Source organism: Paraburkholderia sp. (genome assembly GCF_047605525.1).
Taxonomy (GTDB): domain Bacteria; phylum Pseudomonadota; class Gammaproteobacteria; order Burkholderiales; family Burkholderiaceae; genus Paraburkholderia.
Genome location: NZ_JASGFN010000001.1, coordinates 222,634 through 238,451 on the forward strand (window position 1 = coordinate 222,634; position 15,818 = coordinate 238,451).

Genomic DNA, 15,818 nt, shown 5'->3' on the forward strand with positions numbered 1-15,818 from the left:
TCAATCACCCAAAAAGCGGTTGTACAACCGAGCTGTTGACTCGGACGAGTACCAGACCGCAAGGCGTTCAATGGCCTGTCGCATTTCGGGCGGTGCGTTCGAAGGGCGACTTCCATTCGGCCAACGTGAAAACCCCACCGAGAATCTAGTCGCGGCGTCAGTTTCGCTGCGCATACGAAGTAACCCCGTAGAGCATGCGAGGTTCAAGCCTCGGCCGGTCACAGCTGTGAACGCCTTTATACGCTCTACAAAGTCGCTTCTTATCAAAGGGACCTCCGCGAGAACCGCGTGTAGCGGGGTACCCGCCTGTCTACGTTTTATCGCGTCACAGCTTTGTGCATGCCAAAGAACCGGGAGCACAAGTAGTAATTTTAAGAAGTCGGGTTCTTCTGTCGCTGCGGTAAGTTCCTGATATCGTTGGACGAATGTCGTCAATAGAAAGCACGCGAGGGCACTGTTCTGAATTAGGTTCGAGTCAACGTATGACTTTGTCATTTATCTTCGTCAGACTGTTGCGACTTTGACGCGTACGTGTCGTGCCAGAAAACGAAGTAGTCGTCGGTAGGCTTGTTCGCCAGCTCGTGATAGTTTCCCCACGTGAAGTACGGCTGACTTGTGTCACGTCCATCGAGCTTCGCCCGGTGGTTCGCGTCGAGGGTCGCTCGGAGTATGGACTTTGCGACGGCAATATCGTCAGCGGACTCTTTCTCATCCGGCATAAGACGGACACCATCCCGAATACCTTCCCAGCGCTGATGCAACTCCGCGTCGCGCGACGCCCACGCTTGGGGTAAGACTTCACCTGCTTTCAACAGCCGAACCCGTTCAGCATAGAAGCCAAAGTAATGGCTGAGGGCACGGTCACAATAATCGTCGGGCATGCCAAGATGTTTGAGTTGCGCGACGAACATTAATTGAGTGGTATTTTCTCGTTGGAACTCGCGCCAGCGAGTCGAATGAAGACTGCGCTCAAGATACCGGTCCATCCGATGGGCGCTGATTTCCGACTGAAGACGAGCCGCGAACGAATTTTTCGTCAGCCAAGCGGGTTCGCGACGTAGCCACGCTTCCTGACATAGGTCGACGAGATGACCAAGCATCCCGCGATAGATGTCCTGCTGCATTCCGTCCAAGTCGTCGGGCAGGTGGAACAGCTGTATTGTGGCGTCTTTCAGGGAAATTCCGCCGACCGTGCCGTCTCCATCGAGAAGCTCAATGCGTTCAATGACAAAGGCCAAATCCTCGTCTGAAAATGAAGAAACGGCGACGATTTCTGATGAGTCTTCTTTGGAAGCTTCGGATGCCTTTTTCCGTATTACTTCGATGCACGCCTTTATTTGCTCGGACGACTTGGCGTCGCCCAGCTTGCGAGCTAGCGCATGCTCAGAGACAAGCTTGTTCGTCACAAGGCAGTACTTGATGTCACCATACTTCGCACAGGTATCCTGAAGGCAATAAAGCCACACGTGTACAGTGTGCCAAAGGTTTTTATGGCTATCCTGGAAGGGCTGCCCGCTCTGTTTCACCGAATGCTTGTCTTGCTCAAAAATCGCATGAACGGTGTCATCATCTTGGAGGTGTAATTCCACAACGTCGTCATCCGTCTCTATGCCGATAACGGACTTCCGATGCACGCTTGAAAAAATACGAAAGAGCGCTCGCTGGAATTGATACGTGTAGCCGGCGCTCTTTGCGCTGGCTTCGGTGGTTACCATAAAACCCCGATGGTCTTTCAAATATTTGTCGGTTGATGCCTCTCTAAGCAAGTGTCGCTCAAAGTGCGTACGAGAAAAATACTGTTTTTTTATACATATTCCTGTGAACCAAGTGCCGATGCTGGTTGAATATCGTGGCAACGCGGATGGTGAGACAGAGACCCGCTCACGTATTAACGCAACCTTGACGTCTCTCAACCTAGGCTTGTTGCTCCCGACTGGGGTAAGTGTCGATTGCGCAACACGGCGTCGATTGCGTTCTTGTCAAAAAGCCATAGCGGCGTGTAGCATCCGCCCTGACCAAATACAGATGGTCGAGGTGAGAAGGGCGACGCACCCCCACCGTGGAACGGGCGATTAGGTCCGATGGTAAAGTGCGAACATGTAGGAACCTCACCTTCTGATTGAACGGCTGACTGAGGCCGGTGACCAAACGGTCACAAACCACGCGTCGACAACCTCCACCTCGAAGCGTCCTTAAATGTCTGCGTAGCAGACGGGGATGCGTATGTCTAGAGGTTGCGGAAGCTGTGCATATCATCGTTCGCCGACGGACTCGTCGAGGGGACGCACGGGGTGCCTACAATGAGGCGCTCCCAATCCATCAAAGCCTCTTACGGCTCGCGAGGGCAACGCTTGGCGAGCGTAGACACCGGTATCCGGCGTGTCGCCCCCACGTTTGGAAAGTCGCTTTTCCGCACATACAGCGCGAAGTCGACTGGCGAGCTCGTCGAGTCCGACGAGGAGCGCCTGGTTGCTCACATGCTCACCCTGGACCCCAGAGTCCGGGCATTCAAACCGCAGCCGTTCAAGGTCGACCTGATTGACCGACTTCTGTTGCAGACGCCGGAGGCGGTTGCCGAGGCGCGGCTCAGGCACAAGGACCGGCTGGGTCCGAAGTTTTACACACCAGATTTCGCGGTCGACAGGCACAGCGCGCCTCGCAGCGCCATCGAAGTAAAGAGGGAAGGCCACGACGGCGACGATGACTACAAATCCGTCCTAAAGCGGGCCGAGCAGATTCTGGAATCGGCTGGCTATCTGTTTTCCTTGACGATGATGCCGGCTAGCCCGCATCCGCTACGCAGTAATCTCCCGCTGCTCAAGAAGGCCGCCTCGCGCAGCGACCTTTGGCCGTCTCCGGATTTGGTTCAAAGAATCGACGCTGTCTGTGCCGGGCGACACATCACACTGCGCGAGCTGTGTGCAGAGCTCGACCTATCCCCGAATCTCGTACCGGCGCTGCTGGTCAGTGGCGCAGTCAGCGCCGACGTGTCGGCCTATGCCATTCAGGGAGGGATGGTTCTGGCACCGGCCTTGGGTGACCTCAGTCATCTTGAACTGCTCGAGCGGGTCACGCTGTGAAGCGCTCGCTGCTACATAACGACGAATTGCGCGAGCAGGGTCAGGGAACCGCGCGATGGCAAGTGATTGACCCGACACCGCGCGACGGCTACGTAAAGGTATTCGACAGGGAATCGCACCAGGAGACGTACAAGGCCCTGTCAGAAATCGCTGACGCCATTGTCGACGGCCGTCTGGTGCTGGTCCGCCGAGGCGCACCGCTGGTCAGCGCGGCGGCGCAGAACGACCCCGAGCTCGACGAAGAGTTGCAGCTGGCGCAGGCGTGTTTGCGCGAAGTCGAGCAGATTGAGAAGAAGTATGGGGTCAGTTTTCGAAGGGCGTACGAGATTGCTAGGGAAGAACACAATTCCGAGCCGGACCGTACCGACGCATTTCCGTCCCGAGCGACTCTCTATAGATATGGCAAGGCAAGGCGCAACGGCTTGCCATTGCTGCGAGGAGACGGCAACAAAGGTAATCGCACGGAGCGGTATGACCAGCAAGTCGTCAACCTTATTTGCGATGCGGCGGATTCCCTGTTTCTCAATCCGAATTCCAGATGGACCCTGCTCGACCTTACCCGGTACATAAACGACCGAGCCCGGGAGTCGGGATGGCTCGCTCCGGCCAAGAGCATCAGTTCCCAATTTGTCAGCAAAACGATTCTCAGCAAGCTCAGTGTCGACCCTGAAATCGACCGGATGGACCCGAAGGACGTTGCAGCCGCAAAGTCCATCGCAAAAAACCGCATCGTCGTCGCGTTGCCCTTTGAGCGGGTCGAGCAGGACGCGGTGCACCTGCCTTTTGTTGTCAAGACGCGCCACGGCGTGACGAGCAATGTGTACCTGGTTCACGCCATCGACTGCTGCACCGGCCTAGTGGTGGGCTGGTGCCTGGTCATTGGTGCCCCGACCGAGTCTGATGGACTGCAGTGCGTCGAATGCATCCTGTTTTCGAAGAAGGCCAAGCTTGCGAAGCTCGGTCTGACTTACGTCCTTGATGTCTTCGGAACGCCGCACCTGCTCATATTCGACAACGGCCCGGAGACGAAGGGGCGACGGATGGAGAGGTTGACCCGTCTCGACATGGACCCCATGCATTGCAAATCGCGTCATGCGCACGGAAAACCCTTCATTGAACGGCTGAACCGCTCGCTCAAGGATGCGCTGCAGACACTGCCGGGCTGTACGCGAGTCAACGGCAAAGATGGTCAGCGTGACCCGGTGGCATTGGGTGACAAATTAATGTCAGAAGAGGAACTGGAACGCTGGATTGTGCGCTGGTATTACGAGGACTGGGCAAATACCGAACTTAAACGCCACATCCGCAGCGACTTCCGCGATATGACGAGGCTGGGTAGTACGCCAGCGATGCGCTGGAAGAGTTTGACACAGGAACACCTTTTCGCCATGCCGTTGCCTCCGCCAAGGTCGGAATGGCTGATGACGCTTTACGAGCATGACGTCAAGACCTTAAGCCGAAAAACGGGTATCTCCTACAAGGGCTTCAACTACAAGGGTGACAACCTGGACTACCTGCTGAAAGGATACGGCGAAGTACCACTTGACGTGTACGTGAACCCGGACGACTACAGGCAGATATACGTTGACGACGGACCGGACCGGCCGCTTGTCGCGCTGACGGAGGAGTTTGTCAAAGCGACGTCACCTGCGTACTCCTTCACTCGTGTGAAGGAGCTCCTCAAGGAAGCGAAGCCGGCGGACATCGAATCACCCGAGAAAACAGCATTTCGTCGCGATGTGCACGCGCGGTCCATCGAATCGACCGCGAAACCGACTTCGAAGAAGCACGGCAAAGCCGAAAGGAATCGGGCGACGTCGAACCGCGCCAAGGACTCGGCGGCCATCCGTCGCGCCGCAGACAACCCACTCCCGCCGAGGAGCGACACGTCCAGTGCGAACCACACTGGACCAGAGCCGGTGTCGTTTGATGATGTTCCTTCGCTGGCAGTGCTGAACCGAATGAGTGGAGAAAAACAGAAGTGAATCAGGCTCAGAAACTGCGGAAAAGTATCGAAGGCTGCGAACTGCAGCACCCGGCATTCAGGGAGCAGCTCGACCCCCTCACGCGCCACGTCGACGACGCCAGAGACGGCTTCGCGTCACGTATCGAGTGGATTGTCGGCCCCTCGCGTGTGGGCAAAACGATGCTCATCAATGCGCTGTCGCGGGCCTATCCAGAGTCGAAACTCGACGGCAGGCGGCACGTACCGGTGCTGGTTGTGCCCATGGCGACCAATATCTCACCCAAGCTGCTGCCCAGCAGCGTTCTCGACGCGCTGGGCATGCCCGTAACGGGTCGTACCTCCGGGGTGATGGATGCGTACATGCTGAAACAGTTGGGAAACGCTGGGACACGGGTACTGATGTTCGAAGAAGCGAGTCACCTGGTCGAGCCAGGTGCCAAGGTTCCCCCGCGAGCGGCGGGAGACTGGTTCAAGTTTGTCGCGGACGCTCTGAACATGACCATCATGCTATTCGGTGTGCCTCGTCTGGCAAAACTGTTCGAGAGCAACGAACAGCTGCGTATGCGCGCGTCAGCCAGAAGGGAATTCAGGCCATACGATTTCCGCAGCCCGGCCGACCAGAAGGCGTTTGCGTCATGCGTGCGCACCTACGCCGACCTGTTCGGCGAATATGGCTGGCCGATTGAGCTACCGCTGAAATTGCTGGTAACCCAGTGCTATCTGCTCACTGGCGGTCTGGTGGGTGTGTTGAGCAAATTCATGCAGGAACTCGCGAGCCAGCTGAGGTATGAAGCACCTCGCCCGCTGACCATGGAAGACTGCCGCCTTGCAGCCGGTGCAATCCAGGCGGCCGGTCATCCCGACTTTCCCGCGTTCGTGAGGTCGGAGGTCTCTCCGATTGAACTCACCACCGCCCACGCTTACGTGCTCGAGACCAACGGCATGACATTCAATCACGTCGTCACCGCATCGGGAGACATCCGATGAGCCTGGTCATCACTTTCGCCCCGTCCGACGACGAATCGGGATTCGGTTACTACAGGCGTCTAGCGGCCGGGAATGCGTTGTGGGGGTGGCGTGAGCTTGCGGGCCTCGCCAACGTGACGCGCAGCCGTAGCGCGCTTCTCGAGCATCCAGACAATATCGCTGCAGAGCTGGGACTCGAAGAAAAGTGGTCACGCTTTGCAAGCCGGCAGGAGAAACAATGCCGTAACTGGCGGGCGCTGCGCCGTTCACAGTGGGACGCCGTGTGTCCGGCGTGCCTCGCCGAGGAGGTGTACCTCCGGCACTACTGGGAACACGTGTACGTCACCGCGTGTCCTGTCCACCGGACGCTTCTCATGGACCGCTGCCAGGCATGTGGCGACCATCTGTCGCCGCACCGTGAGCGCATAGAACAGTGCGCGTGCGGGCACGACCTGCGCACCCTCGCAACCGTCGCGTCGACGCCGTCCCAACATTGGCTTTCCACCCTGATAGCAAGCGATGGGCGTCTGTCGGGCAAATCTCTTCCAAAGGTCCATCACGGGAAGGTCGACGCATTATGCGCGCTCGTTCGGGTTCTGTGCCTGCGTGCCGTCCCGTCGACGCCCCCACCCCGTCGCAGCGCGGCAAGTCCCAAATCTGTTTCGCAAGCCGTCGAGTTGCTTGCTCCGCTCGAAAGTCTGCTGGCCGATTGGCCCAAGGGTTTCGAAAAGCACGTCGCCGAGCGCATTGCGGTCGGCAATCCGAAGGCGCGTACGCTAAATACGCTGCTGGGTCAGTGGTACGTCTCCCTGAAAAAGATTTGCGAGGACGACAATACACTCGAGCCGTTTCTCAGGGTTGTCGTCGAGGTCGCCGCCAGGAATTTTGATGGCGTCCTTGGCCTGGACATTGCCAAGGACATCGCTGCCGAAGTCACGGAGTATGTCCGTCTTCCTGACGCAGCGAAGACCATCGGTGTCAGTCGCGACCGGCTGCTCAAGGCCGCGAATGCGGGCGAGTGCGCGTACCGGACCCGCCGTTTGGGCACGAGGGGACTCGTCTACGAAATTTCGACGGCGGAGATTGAACGCATCCAGCAACGACGCAGTGAATGGGTTAGCGACGAGCGGGCTTGCGAAGCAGCAAAGGTGTCGCAATCGGTTCTCAATCATATGGTCGCCGCCGGGGTCGTCGCCGCCGACCCGAACTGGAGGCACGACATCTACAAGGGCGGCCCGATTCAGTTGCGGTCATTGACGAACCTGTTTGAGACCGTCAATCGGATGGCGAACGAACACGGGTCAGAAGACGGCGACCGATTGACGTGGGCCGCACTATCAAGCCGCCGCATGGGGGATAAGTCGGCGATACAGTCAGTCATGAAGGCGATAGTCGCGGGCGAGCTCGTCGCCGTCGCTCGCGGTCGTCATCTGGGCGACATGGCCTTCCTCCGCGCCGATGTCTCCAGGTTTTTCGGAACACCTCTTCTCGAATCGGGCATGTCGCTACAGCAGCTGGCGAAGTCCACCGGGTGGAAATGGGAAAGCGTTTCCCACTGGATAAGCGCTGGTTTGCTGCAGTCGCATGAAATCATGCTTCGAGGGCAACCGTGTCGAGTCATCTCGCCTCAACAGCTGCTGGTGTTCCGGCAAACCTACGTCCCGCTTGCCGACCTCGCTAAGGCGATGGGGACGAAGTCCTCTTCGTTGGCAGTCACATTAGCCGGCGTCGATATTGTCGGGGCGTTATTGTTGCCGAACGGTTACAAACGAGGTGGTTTGGTTCGCATAGCCGACATCGGACGACTCGCGGTCATTGGCGCAAGAACGGAAAGTGCCTTTTCATCCGCGAAGCCAGTTCGCGAATCACTGACCTAGTGAGGATAACGTGTGCCCCGACGAGAAAGTTCCTGCTGATTTTCCGCGTGAATTGTCCCGCGCATTGTTGTCTGGTTCAAATCCGAAACTCGCCATCAGGCTGATTGACGGCAAGTACTACGCCGGGCTGACTGAGGAAGAACTGTTCGAGCGATATAAGGCATGTGACGATTTGGCTCAGCAGCTTGCGTCGTACTGCACACGCAAAGAATCGGAAAACCCTTCGTGGACGCGGGACTTCAATCTCGCACGCACACGCGCAGGGGTAGCACGTAAAGTGACGACCGGCCTCTGGGATTTGTCGGCGGAGGAGCAGGGCTGGGTCATGGCACGAGTTCAGCAACTGCTTGGCTGGTAAATGCGGAACATCCTGCGGCCCCCGTACTCACAGACGCGATGAGGACATGAGATGCGACAAGTTCTCTTTTTGGACTATGACGGCGTGCTGCATCGGGGCGATACCTACCTTACACCACGTGGCGTTGTTAGCAGCGCACCTGGCACGATTGAATTGTTCGAATTCGCACCGGTCTTGCTCGAACTGCTGGAGCCATATCCGCAAATTGAAATCGTTCTCTCAACCGATTGGTGCTTTCGATTTGGTCTTGAACGAGCGCGTGACGCGCTTCCGCTCGCAGGGCTGCGCCAGCGCGTGACCGGCGCTACTTACGAAGCGGAGCTCGAGGATTCAGCGTTATGGCCGGCACGTCAGCGCGGTGTCCAGATTCTCCGCTACGCGCGGCGTCACAACCTCGTGTCATGGCTTGCTGCCGACGACCGGCGTGATGGATTTCAGGGCAACTACGACCGGCTGGTCCACTGTCAGACCGAGTCGGGACTGGGTGACCGGGCTGTCGTCGAACTGTTCCAGTCGCGGCTGGCCGAGCGATTTGGCGAGACGCCGCATATCTGAAAATGTTGTTTCCGACTTTCCGGCGAAGCCGCTACTGGCGGCACCGAGTTGGGCACAGGAGGCGAGAGTGACATTTCGTGAGGAAATCCGGCGACAGGCAGAAAGCGCGCGTCGTGAGATGGTGCGAACCGGTGAGTTGCTGACCCGGAGTGAGTTCCGTGCACGGCTGCGCGTGAGCGAAAGGCGGCTTGGACAGATGCTCGCAGCGGGAAGCGTCTTTTCGATGGTGGTCGATGGAGCCGCATACTTTCCTGCCGTTCTCGCCGAGGCGACAGTCGACCGGCAACGATTGCAGGCGGTCTGTCGCATTCTCGTGCCCGCTCCGTCAGCGTGCCGCCTCGATTACCTCACGTCCCCGCAGGCCAACCTGGGTGACATCACGCCACTCAATGCGTTAGCTGACGACAAGAGCTATCACTCGTTGCGCGGAATGGCGCGAGCCTGGGCTGCACAATGGTCGCGAACTGCAGTGAAGATTTACGTGGGCCCCTATGAGCCGGGCAAGAGCGAGCCGATATACGTGGCAGTCTGTGAAACAGACCCGAGAGCCAACCCGTGGAAACGAGCCGTAGAGGCGATGGATGCTGGTGAATACGTCGCACCGCCGTGGCCATATCGTCACGCGGACGTGGTTACGGTTTTCGTGGTGCGAGGCGACGCTGGTCGCACGGATGACGTTTTAGAGGCACGATTGGATGTGGACATCGTCGATGGCATTGCGCGCATGCGGATTCATGCGGGCGACGCCAGTCAAGAACCCGATGCAATTTCGGTCGTTGGCGACGACACCATTGTCGACGTTGTGCATCGAATCGCGTTGCGTCTTTGTGGTATGCAGAGGCACTAGGAGGCGAAACATGGCAACGGAGATTTTTTCGTGGGGCTATGTCGCGTGGGTGACACAACGGCCCTCGGATTACGACGAGGTCGGCACGATTGCATCCTGGGTGTTGGGGGACATCATCCGTGTTAAATGACGACTTGCCCTCATTGCGAACAGCATCAGCGCCGCTTTTGACAACAGTTTTGGTGCACGCTGGTCCTTATCTTGCGCATGACCTCGCATCTGCGATGCCGCTTGTCTGCAGAGGTGTTAGGAGGAGCATTCTCGGGGAAGCACTGTGGGAGCGAACTGCTCGCGCTCTGCAGAACGTCCAGCCGGAAGGGCCCTATCCGACGTGCGACGTTCTGACGGTCTTTGTGTTCGATAACGACGCCTTGACGGCTCGATTTGACATCGACGTTACGTCGCGTGGTGCCGTAGCAAGTATCGTTATTGGAGGTGTTCCGCGCATTAAGCACGCCCCCATCTGCGTTGATAGATACGATGATATCGTTGAGATTGCACGAAAAGTCTTTGTCGCTGGACTACCTCAATGACGTGATATTCACAGGTGCCTTGAGCCGCCCAATCATTTGTGGCAGTTCCAAATCGGGTCCGCGTCGTTGTCACAGGATGGCATATCAAGCACTCCTGATGCAAAAGGGCACAACGGCGGTGTCGTCGGCGGGCATGTATCTCAAGCAGTCGCACATGTCAAAGTTCGTGACATAACTTGATAGTATCCGGCAGACTCGGCTTCGTCTCGGTTAACCGTTGATTGACGTGGGCCGGATTGACGAGCCGCCGCATGGGGGGATAAGACGGCGATTCAGTCAGCCATGAAAGCGATAGTTGCGGGCGAGGTCGTCGCTGTCGCTCGTGGACATCATCTCGGCGAGATGGGCTTCCCCCGCTCCGACGCCTCCAGGCTTTTCGGAACGCCTCCGCTCGAATCGGGTATGTCGATGCAGCAGCTGCCGAACTCCACCGGTTGGAAATGGGAAAGCGTTTCGCACTGGATAAGCGTTGGCTTGCTGCAATCGCATGAAGTCATGCTGCGAGGGCACCAGCGATAGAACGAACGGGAACACCGCACAAACCAAGTCGGGCGAGGGTCTGTCCGAGGGCAGTCGCTCGAATACTGTTGCCGAGATGTCAGGGCGCTGACGGCCCGCATGGCATGGTTAAGGTGTCGTATTGGATACGTTACGCGACAAATACGGATTAACGTGCAATATGCGACACATATCTTTAGGTCAGGTTTGTATCCTATAAGATACGAATTAACTTCATTGCACTTAACGTATCGCGGGCGACACATGGACCTCTTTGAGCTCGGAGAAATGTTTCGCCACACACGGATTGCCGCAAACAAGACTCAGCAGCAAGTTGCGGAGCAGAGCGGGGTCACTCGCGCGCGGATTAGCCGCTTTGAGACCGGACGGCTTCCTGAACTCGGAACAGTGAAGCTGCTGAGCCTCTTTGAGGCGGTCGGGCTTGAGCTTTTTGCTCGCCCCATCGGCCATGGCCGTACACTTGACGACGTTTTGGCCGAGCAACGAACTCCTGCTGTTCCCGAAATCCGGCGGCGCGTCCGCGTCCGTCGTTCCGGGACCGGTGCCAAGACCATTAAAAAGAGCGAATAGCTCATGGCACTGTCATTCCACGTCGGTTAGTGAGGCTAAACGGCCAGGAAATTCACGCACAATCACCGCAAAGTGCACCACGCCGTGGCAGGTCTCGGCTTCGCCGCAGACGCAAAAACTGCGGACATGCAAATAGAATTGCATGAAAAGGCTGGTTTCACTCAATTCTATTTGCATTTGGCCGTGGCACCAGGTTGGACCACGCGCTCGCCGACGCTGACGTTTTACACAACGAATGATTTCCCAGCGCCTTCGTGACTCGCTCCACTCGACGCGACGTCCCTGAAAGTTGCCGCATATAGCTTGGAGCCCAGCAGGTATCCCCGACTATGAAGCAACCGCGTGCGCCGCGTGCCGACGCGAGTCGACATAGGATGGGAGGTTCGTAGCTGACCGACTCGGCGTGGATTGAGCGGAAAACAGACAGCAAGCGCGGCTATCTCAGGACTCGATTAGAGGACCGCGCTGACTTGCTGCTGGTCGAGAGAAATGGTTGCAATGATGGACTCGAACTCCACCATCAAGTCCGGATGGTATTGGGCAACGTATTGCCGTACAGGTTCGTTTTCGAGGAGCTTGGCGAGATATCCTTTCGCAAGCACCAGGTTCAACACGTCTTGGCCGTAGGTCTGTTCCACGAGCTTGTACTGCCCCTGCAGATTGCTCATTTCCCGCTCCATTTTCGCCATCTGCTCCGCGCTAACACCGGTCAGTTTGCGTGGCTTCTTGCCTTCAACGAGACGGGCTGCAGGCGTTGCCACCAGCAATGCCTCTGCGTAGGAGACTGACACATTGTTCGCCGCCACCATCAGCTCAACGCATTCGACCTGCCGCGTAGGCTTCATCTTGCGAATAGCGCGAACAAGGTCCGGCGAGAATTGCCGGTCGGCGAGAAGTTCAGCCGCTTCCGGGCAAACGCCGTCGAGCAGCGCCATCTTTTTTATAATCTGTGATACGTCCACGGAAAGAGCTTTCGCCAATCGTTCTGGCGATACGCCCCTGTCAATCACTCGCCGTATCATATAGTGCTCCTGGATGGTGGACAGGCGATTGACACGGTTGTTGTAGGTGTAGCTCTCATCATCCGTCGCGACAAGGCAGGCAGCCCACTCGTGCCCCAAGTCCTGGATGGCAAGTAAGCGTAGATGCCCATCCAGCAAGACATGCTGTCCGGAAGACTGGTCCGCAGGCATTACCGAGAGCGGCTCGATGAGGCCGACCTCCTCAATGGAGGCTCTTATCTGCTTGAATTTACGCGATTCGACCACGGGCGTCGGTATTCTGCGAGATGGCAAGATGCTTGAGACCTGTACCGACAATGGCTCGGGGATGAATCCAAGGGTTACACCTGTCATGTGACACTCCCGCTCGACCAAACGCGTTCGGCAAGATACTTCGGCAAGCTGGCCAGTCCCTCTGCGCGCAACAGATTGATGAAGTTCTCATCGGCAAACAACTGTCGCAATGCGCCGACCACAAACAGCAGCCGCTGTTGTGTGAATTCGGCCTTTCTCACCATCGACTTCTGACGTTCTACCTCGTGCTCATACGTGCGCACGAGACTCGAGGTCGTGACGGCGGCCGACTTACTGGTCATGTTGTGTGCGGTGCTTCGCCCGAGCGCTTTTCTGCGCTCGATGACGCGACGAGCGCTCATCAGCTGCTTGCCGCGCAATTTGCCCGACTCGTATGCCTCCTGGAGCGCTGCCTGTATCTCAGCATCATCGTCGCCAGCGCCAACAATCATAAGGGCCGCATTCAGCGGAACCTGTCCTTTCTCTACCGCGACGACAAGTCTCTCTTCCCCCTGGCGCAGCAGCGTGAGAATGCCGTGGACGTAAGCCGGAGTAAGACCTGTTTTTTCGGCAATGACTTTCGGCGAGTATCCCTGCTCCTGCAATTGCCGAATCCCGGCAAGCCGTTCGAGTGGGCGACACTGTCTGCGCGCGATGTTCTCCGTCAGACTCATGACGAAGGCATCCTCATCGCTCACGTTCACGACGAGAGCGGGAATTGTCGTTTCCCCAAGGGTGCGAAATGCCTTCAACCGACCCTCGCCGCACACGAGCAAGTATCTTTCTATGCCACCGGCCGTTGCTCTCGGTGTGACCAGGATAGGCTTCTTCAGGCCGATGGCCTTGATGTTGTCGACGATTTCATTGAAGACTCGACCATTGCGTTCTCGCGGATTGATAACTTCAATCTGGGAGACCGGGACCATCCGGATTTCTCCGGGTTGCTGCCGCGAGTTCACGCTACTCTCCTTAGCCTCGCGCGCTCGGCCATGCCGTAGAGGTAGTCCAGCGTATCAAAGCGATAACTCTCAAACTCGATGGGATTCTGGTCGGCGAGGTGAAGACGCGGTTGTCCAAAATCCAGACGTGGCAGCAGGTAGTAGTCCAGCGTGGAAGTATTCGTTTGGTCGAGCCGCACCGCGACTGTGATGTCTGGCAGGAGACTGGTATCGAAGCGCACCTTCCAATGGTTTCGGCCATTCTCATGCGCCTGGCACCGCGCGAGCACGATGCACGCCGCGAACTCGTCGTTCACCGTCAGCAGGTCGGTTGCCGTGTCGCGTATCACCGCGCCACCCAAATCCCCGATTTTCCTCTCCGTCTGTGCAATGATTTCCGGATGCAGTTGCCGCAGGAAGCGGTTCGTCTCCAGGTAACGATAATCGCGACCGGGGGTAAAACCGACAGTCTGGTAGGCTCGAATCAAACTGCCGAATCGATAAACATAGACCGACGTAGAGGGCATGCCGTCTGTTTCGTCAATCACTACGCCGGATAGAAATCCGCGACTGCGGTACAGGTTGCGTAGTCGCTCAATTAACTCCTCATCCGAGTAGTGACGCGCTCTCGCTCTCATGATGCCCTGAGCCGTGTAGAACGTCTCGCTCGGAACAATCGCCTGAAATGCCCCTTCCTTTCGAATCCACATGTCCGGCGTGTTCGTCACGCGCATCTTTTTCAGCTTGAACGACACCCGGTTGTACACGTTGTTGCCAATGTATTTCTCGTTGGTCAACACTTCCCGTACCGTGGCTCGCGTCCACTCCCGGTCAAGGTCGGTTCGCACGTGCATGCCGTTCAGGCGAGCCGCGATTTCGTATTCATTGAGCGACCCGTCGATAAACCAGTTGTAAATCAGATTGACGGTTCGCACTTCGCTTTCTGGCCCCGGCATGAGGATTACCCGGTCCGTCTGCAGGCTTTTATGTTCCCCGCGACACAGCTCCGCCTTCATGAGACCGTGTTCATCGACCAATACCCGGCGCAGCCCGTAGCCAGCCGGGCCGCCTTGCCGGAATCCCATCTCAATCAAACGGCACTGGCCTGCGAACACCTTCGTGGACAACTCACGGCTGTACTCGCCAGCCATTGCCCGCTTGACCCCTTTCACGATGGTCGAGACAGGTGACCCGTCGTTCTCGAACTGTTCGGCGCAGTATGCAACCTGAATGCCGGCACGGCGGCAGATGTACTCGTAATACGCGCTCTCATCCGCATCCTGGAATCGCCCCCAGCGACTCACGTCATAGACGAGGATTACGCCGAAATCAGCTTTGCCGTTAGCCACATCGGAGATGAGATTTTGAAGTGCCTGGCGGCCGTCGATTCGAAGACCGCTTTTTCCTTCATCGGCATATGTGCGGACGATTTCGAATCCGCGACGGGATGCGTAGTCCCGAATCCGGTCTCGCTGATTCTCGGTCGAATATTGCTGGTGTTCGGTGGACATGCGGACGTACTCAGCTGCCCGTCCCGCCAGGGAGCTGGCTACGACTGCTGCACCCGCGTTGCTGAATGACATTCTCCGCTCCGCAACTCTGACCCAGACACACGGCAAGCACCGGGCGCAGGGGAGCCCCCCAAACGCGAGCGCCGCGACTTCACATCCGGCAGTGGCGTTCCAAAAGCGAACGGTGACAAGGCAAAGGTAGCAGGCCAGACGCCGATGTGTATCACGTCATCTCTTTGCAATCACACGGGCGGCGCTGCCGACGCAGACAGCACGGCGATGTGGACCGTCCACGCGTTCATTTTTGCAGCGCCGGCATCATCCGCATGGCACAGCACGTAGAAGCCAGAGCCTAGTGGCCGAGGGAGCCCGATGACATCCATCTTTGCAACCGGCTTGAAACTGCGTCGCGCATTGCGCATCCGCTGCATGGTGCTGTTGCGCTCTCGATACGCTGGATGCGCAGCGCGATATTCGCGCCAATAGCCCGAGTGGCCTGCTCGCCACTTCGCCTGCGCCCGGGCCTGGTTGTCGCGATAGTCGCTGTCGTTGCGGAGCCGTCGGTTCTGCCAGTCGCGCCGGCGAGCGCGCTGGCAGGCGTCCGACGAGCAGTAACGCTGACGCGGGACATGCAGCAGCGGCACGAACGCGTTGCCACAGGCGAGACAGAGGCGGGTCGATTTCATGAATGCCCTCCAGGCTGGGTTGCGACGGACGGACGCCGACGCCTCGACCAGCCACGTAAGGCCGCTGCGCCGAGACGGAACAGAGAGGGCTTACTCGGTAATTGCTTCGTTAACGGC

The 15,818-nt window shown here is 57.8% G+C and carries 15 protein-coding genes; 8 read left to right on the plus strand and 7 right to left on the minus strand.

Annotation, left to right across the window (positions count from 1 at the left end):
- Window positions 1-495, minus strand: coding sequence for a three component ABC system middle component (locus QM685_RS01040; RefSeq protein WP_415111989.1), 495 nt, complete (start codon window positions 493-495; stop codon window positions 1-3).
- On the minus strand, window positions 492-1,715 hold the full coding sequence (locus QM685_RS01045) for an ABC-three component system protein (RefSeq protein ID WP_415111990.1): 1,224 nt from the start codon (window positions 1,713-1,715) through the stop codon (window positions 492-494). The genes QM685_RS01040 and QM685_RS01045 overlap by 4 nt, the downstream gene beginning before the upstream one ends.
- A 762-nt stretch (window positions 1,716-2,477) precedes the next feature.
- Here QM685_RS01045 and QM685_RS01050 point away from each other — a divergent pair.
- The 8 genes from QM685_RS01050 to QM685_RS01085 all read left to right on the plus strand — a co-directional run bounded on the left by QM685_RS01050 (window position 2,478) and on the right by QM685_RS01085 (window position 11,271).
- On the plus strand, window positions 2,478-3,080 hold the full coding sequence (locus QM685_RS01050) for a hypothetical protein (RefSeq protein WP_415111991.1): 603 nt from the start codon (window positions 2,478-2,480) through the stop codon (window positions 3,078-3,080).
- Window positions 3,077-5,065 (plus strand): hypothetical protein, encoded by a 1,989-nt coding sequence (locus tag QM685_RS01055; protein WP_415111992.1) that lies wholly within the window; start codon window positions 3,077-3,079, stop codon window positions 5,063-5,065. Before QM685_RS01050 ends, QM685_RS01055 begins: the two co-directional genes overlap by 4 nt.
- On the plus strand, window positions 5,062-6,033 hold the full coding sequence (locus QM685_RS01060) for a TniB family NTP-binding protein (protein ID WP_415111993.1): 972 nt from the start codon (window positions 5,062-5,064) through the stop codon (window positions 6,031-6,033). The genes QM685_RS01055 and QM685_RS01060 overlap by 4 nt, the downstream gene beginning before the upstream one ends.
- Window positions 6,030-7,889 carry a TniQ family protein gene (locus QM685_RS01065; RefSeq protein WP_415111994.1) on the plus strand — a complete coding sequence of 620 codons (1,860 nt, stop codon included), beginning with the start codon at window positions 6,030-6,032 and terminating at the stop codon, window positions 7,887-7,889. The genes QM685_RS01060 and QM685_RS01065 overlap by 4 nt, the downstream gene beginning before the upstream one ends.
- 10 nt (window positions 7,890-7,899) lie before the next feature.
- Complete coding sequence (locus QM685_RS01070; RefSeq protein WP_415111995.1) at window positions 7,900-8,247, plus strand: hypothetical protein; 348 nt, start codon at window positions 7,900-7,902, stop codon at window positions 8,245-8,247.
- Window positions 8,248-8,298: 51 nt separating this feature from the next.
- Window positions 8,299-8,802 (plus strand): HAD domain-containing protein, encoded by a 504-nt coding sequence (locus tag QM685_RS01075; RefSeq protein WP_415111996.1) that lies wholly within the window; start codon window positions 8,299-8,301, stop codon window positions 8,800-8,802.
- A gap of 67 nt (window positions 8,803-8,869) precedes the next feature.
- Window positions 8,870-9,649: a hypothetical protein gene (locus QM685_RS01080; protein ID WP_415111997.1), complete on the plus strand. Its 780-nt coding sequence runs from the start codon at window positions 8,870-8,872 to the stop codon at window positions 9,647-9,649.
- A gap of 1,295 nt (window positions 9,650-10,944) precedes the next feature.
- On the plus strand, window positions 10,945-11,271 hold the full coding sequence (locus QM685_RS01085; RefSeq protein ID WP_415111998.1) for a helix-turn-helix domain-containing protein: 327 nt from the start codon (window positions 10,945-10,947) through the stop codon (window positions 11,269-11,271).
- Window positions 11,272-11,283: 12 nt separating this feature from the next.
- On the opposite strand, the gene QM685_RS01090 is transcribed toward QM685_RS01085, so the two are convergent.
- From QM685_RS01090 to QM685_RS01110, 5 genes are all read right to left on the minus strand, one after another.
- On the minus strand, window positions 11,284-11,415 hold the full coding sequence (locus QM685_RS01090) for a hypothetical protein (protein WP_415111999.1): 132 nt from the start codon (window positions 11,413-11,415) through the stop codon (window positions 11,284-11,286).
- Window positions 11,416-11,723: 308 nt separating this feature from the next.
- Window positions 11,724-12,626, minus strand: coding sequence for a plasmid partitioning protein RepB C-terminal domain-containing protein (locus QM685_RS01095; RefSeq protein ID WP_415112000.1), 903 nt, complete (start codon window positions 12,624-12,626; stop codon window positions 11,724-11,726).
- Window positions 12,623-13,525, minus strand: a complete 903-nt coding sequence (locus QM685_RS01100) for a ParB/RepB/Spo0J family partition protein (protein WP_184249271.1) — start codon at window positions 13,523-13,525, stop codon at window positions 12,623-12,625. Before QM685_RS01100 ends, QM685_RS01095 begins: the two co-directional genes overlap by 4 nt.
- Complete coding sequence (locus QM685_RS01105; RefSeq protein WP_415112001.1) at window positions 13,522-15,087, minus strand: recombinase family protein; 1,566 nt, start codon at window positions 15,085-15,087, stop codon at window positions 13,522-13,524. Before QM685_RS01105 ends, QM685_RS01100 begins: the two co-directional genes overlap by 4 nt.
- A 170-nt stretch (window positions 15,088-15,257) precedes the next feature.
- A complete protein-coding gene (locus QM685_RS01110; RefSeq protein WP_415112002.1) occupies window positions 15,258-15,701 on the minus strand; it encodes a hypothetical protein in 444 nt (147 codons plus the stop codon).
- Window positions 15,702-15,818: the final 117 nt, after the last annotated feature.

Bases quoted from the DNA above. Each gene is read 5' to 3' on its own strand.
- QM685_RS01050 (WP_415111991.1), top strand. From the start codon at position 2,478: ATGCTCACCCTGGACCCCAGAGTCCGGGCATTCAAACCGCAGCCGTTC.
- QM685_RS01095 (WP_415112000.1), bottom strand. From the start codon at position 12,626: ATGACAGGTGTAACCCTTGGATTCATCCCCGAGCCATTGTCGGTACAG.
- QM685_RS01040 (WP_415111989.1), bottom strand. From the start codon at position 495: ATGACAAAGTCATACGTTGACTCGAACCTAATTCAGAACAGTGCCCTC.
- QM685_RS01110 (WP_415112002.1), bottom strand. From the start codon at position 15,701: ATGAAATCGACCCGCCTCTGTCTCGCCTGTGGCAACGCGTTCGTGCCG.
- QM685_RS01045 (WP_415111990.1), bottom strand. From the start codon at position 1,715: ATGGTAACCACCGAAGCCAGCGCAAAGAGCGCCGGCTACACGTATCAA.
- QM685_RS01090 (WP_415111999.1), bottom strand. From the start codon at position 11,415: ATGCAATTCTATTTGCATGTCCGCAGTTTTTGCGTCTGCGGCGAAGCC.
- QM685_RS01075 (WP_415111996.1), top strand. From the start codon at position 8,299: ATGCGACAAGTTCTCTTTTTGGACTATGACGGCGTGCTGCATCGGGGC.
- QM685_RS01085 (WP_415111998.1), top strand. From the start codon at position 10,945: ATGGACCTCTTTGAGCTCGGAGAAATGTTTCGCCACACACGGATTGCC.
- QM685_RS01105 (WP_415112001.1), bottom strand. From the start codon at position 15,087: ATGTCATTCAGCAACGCGGGTGCAGCAGTCGTAGCCAGCTCCCTGGCG.
- QM685_RS01065 (WP_415111994.1), top strand. From the start codon at position 6,030: ATGAGCCTGGTCATCACTTTCGCCCCGTCCGACGACGAATCGGGATTC.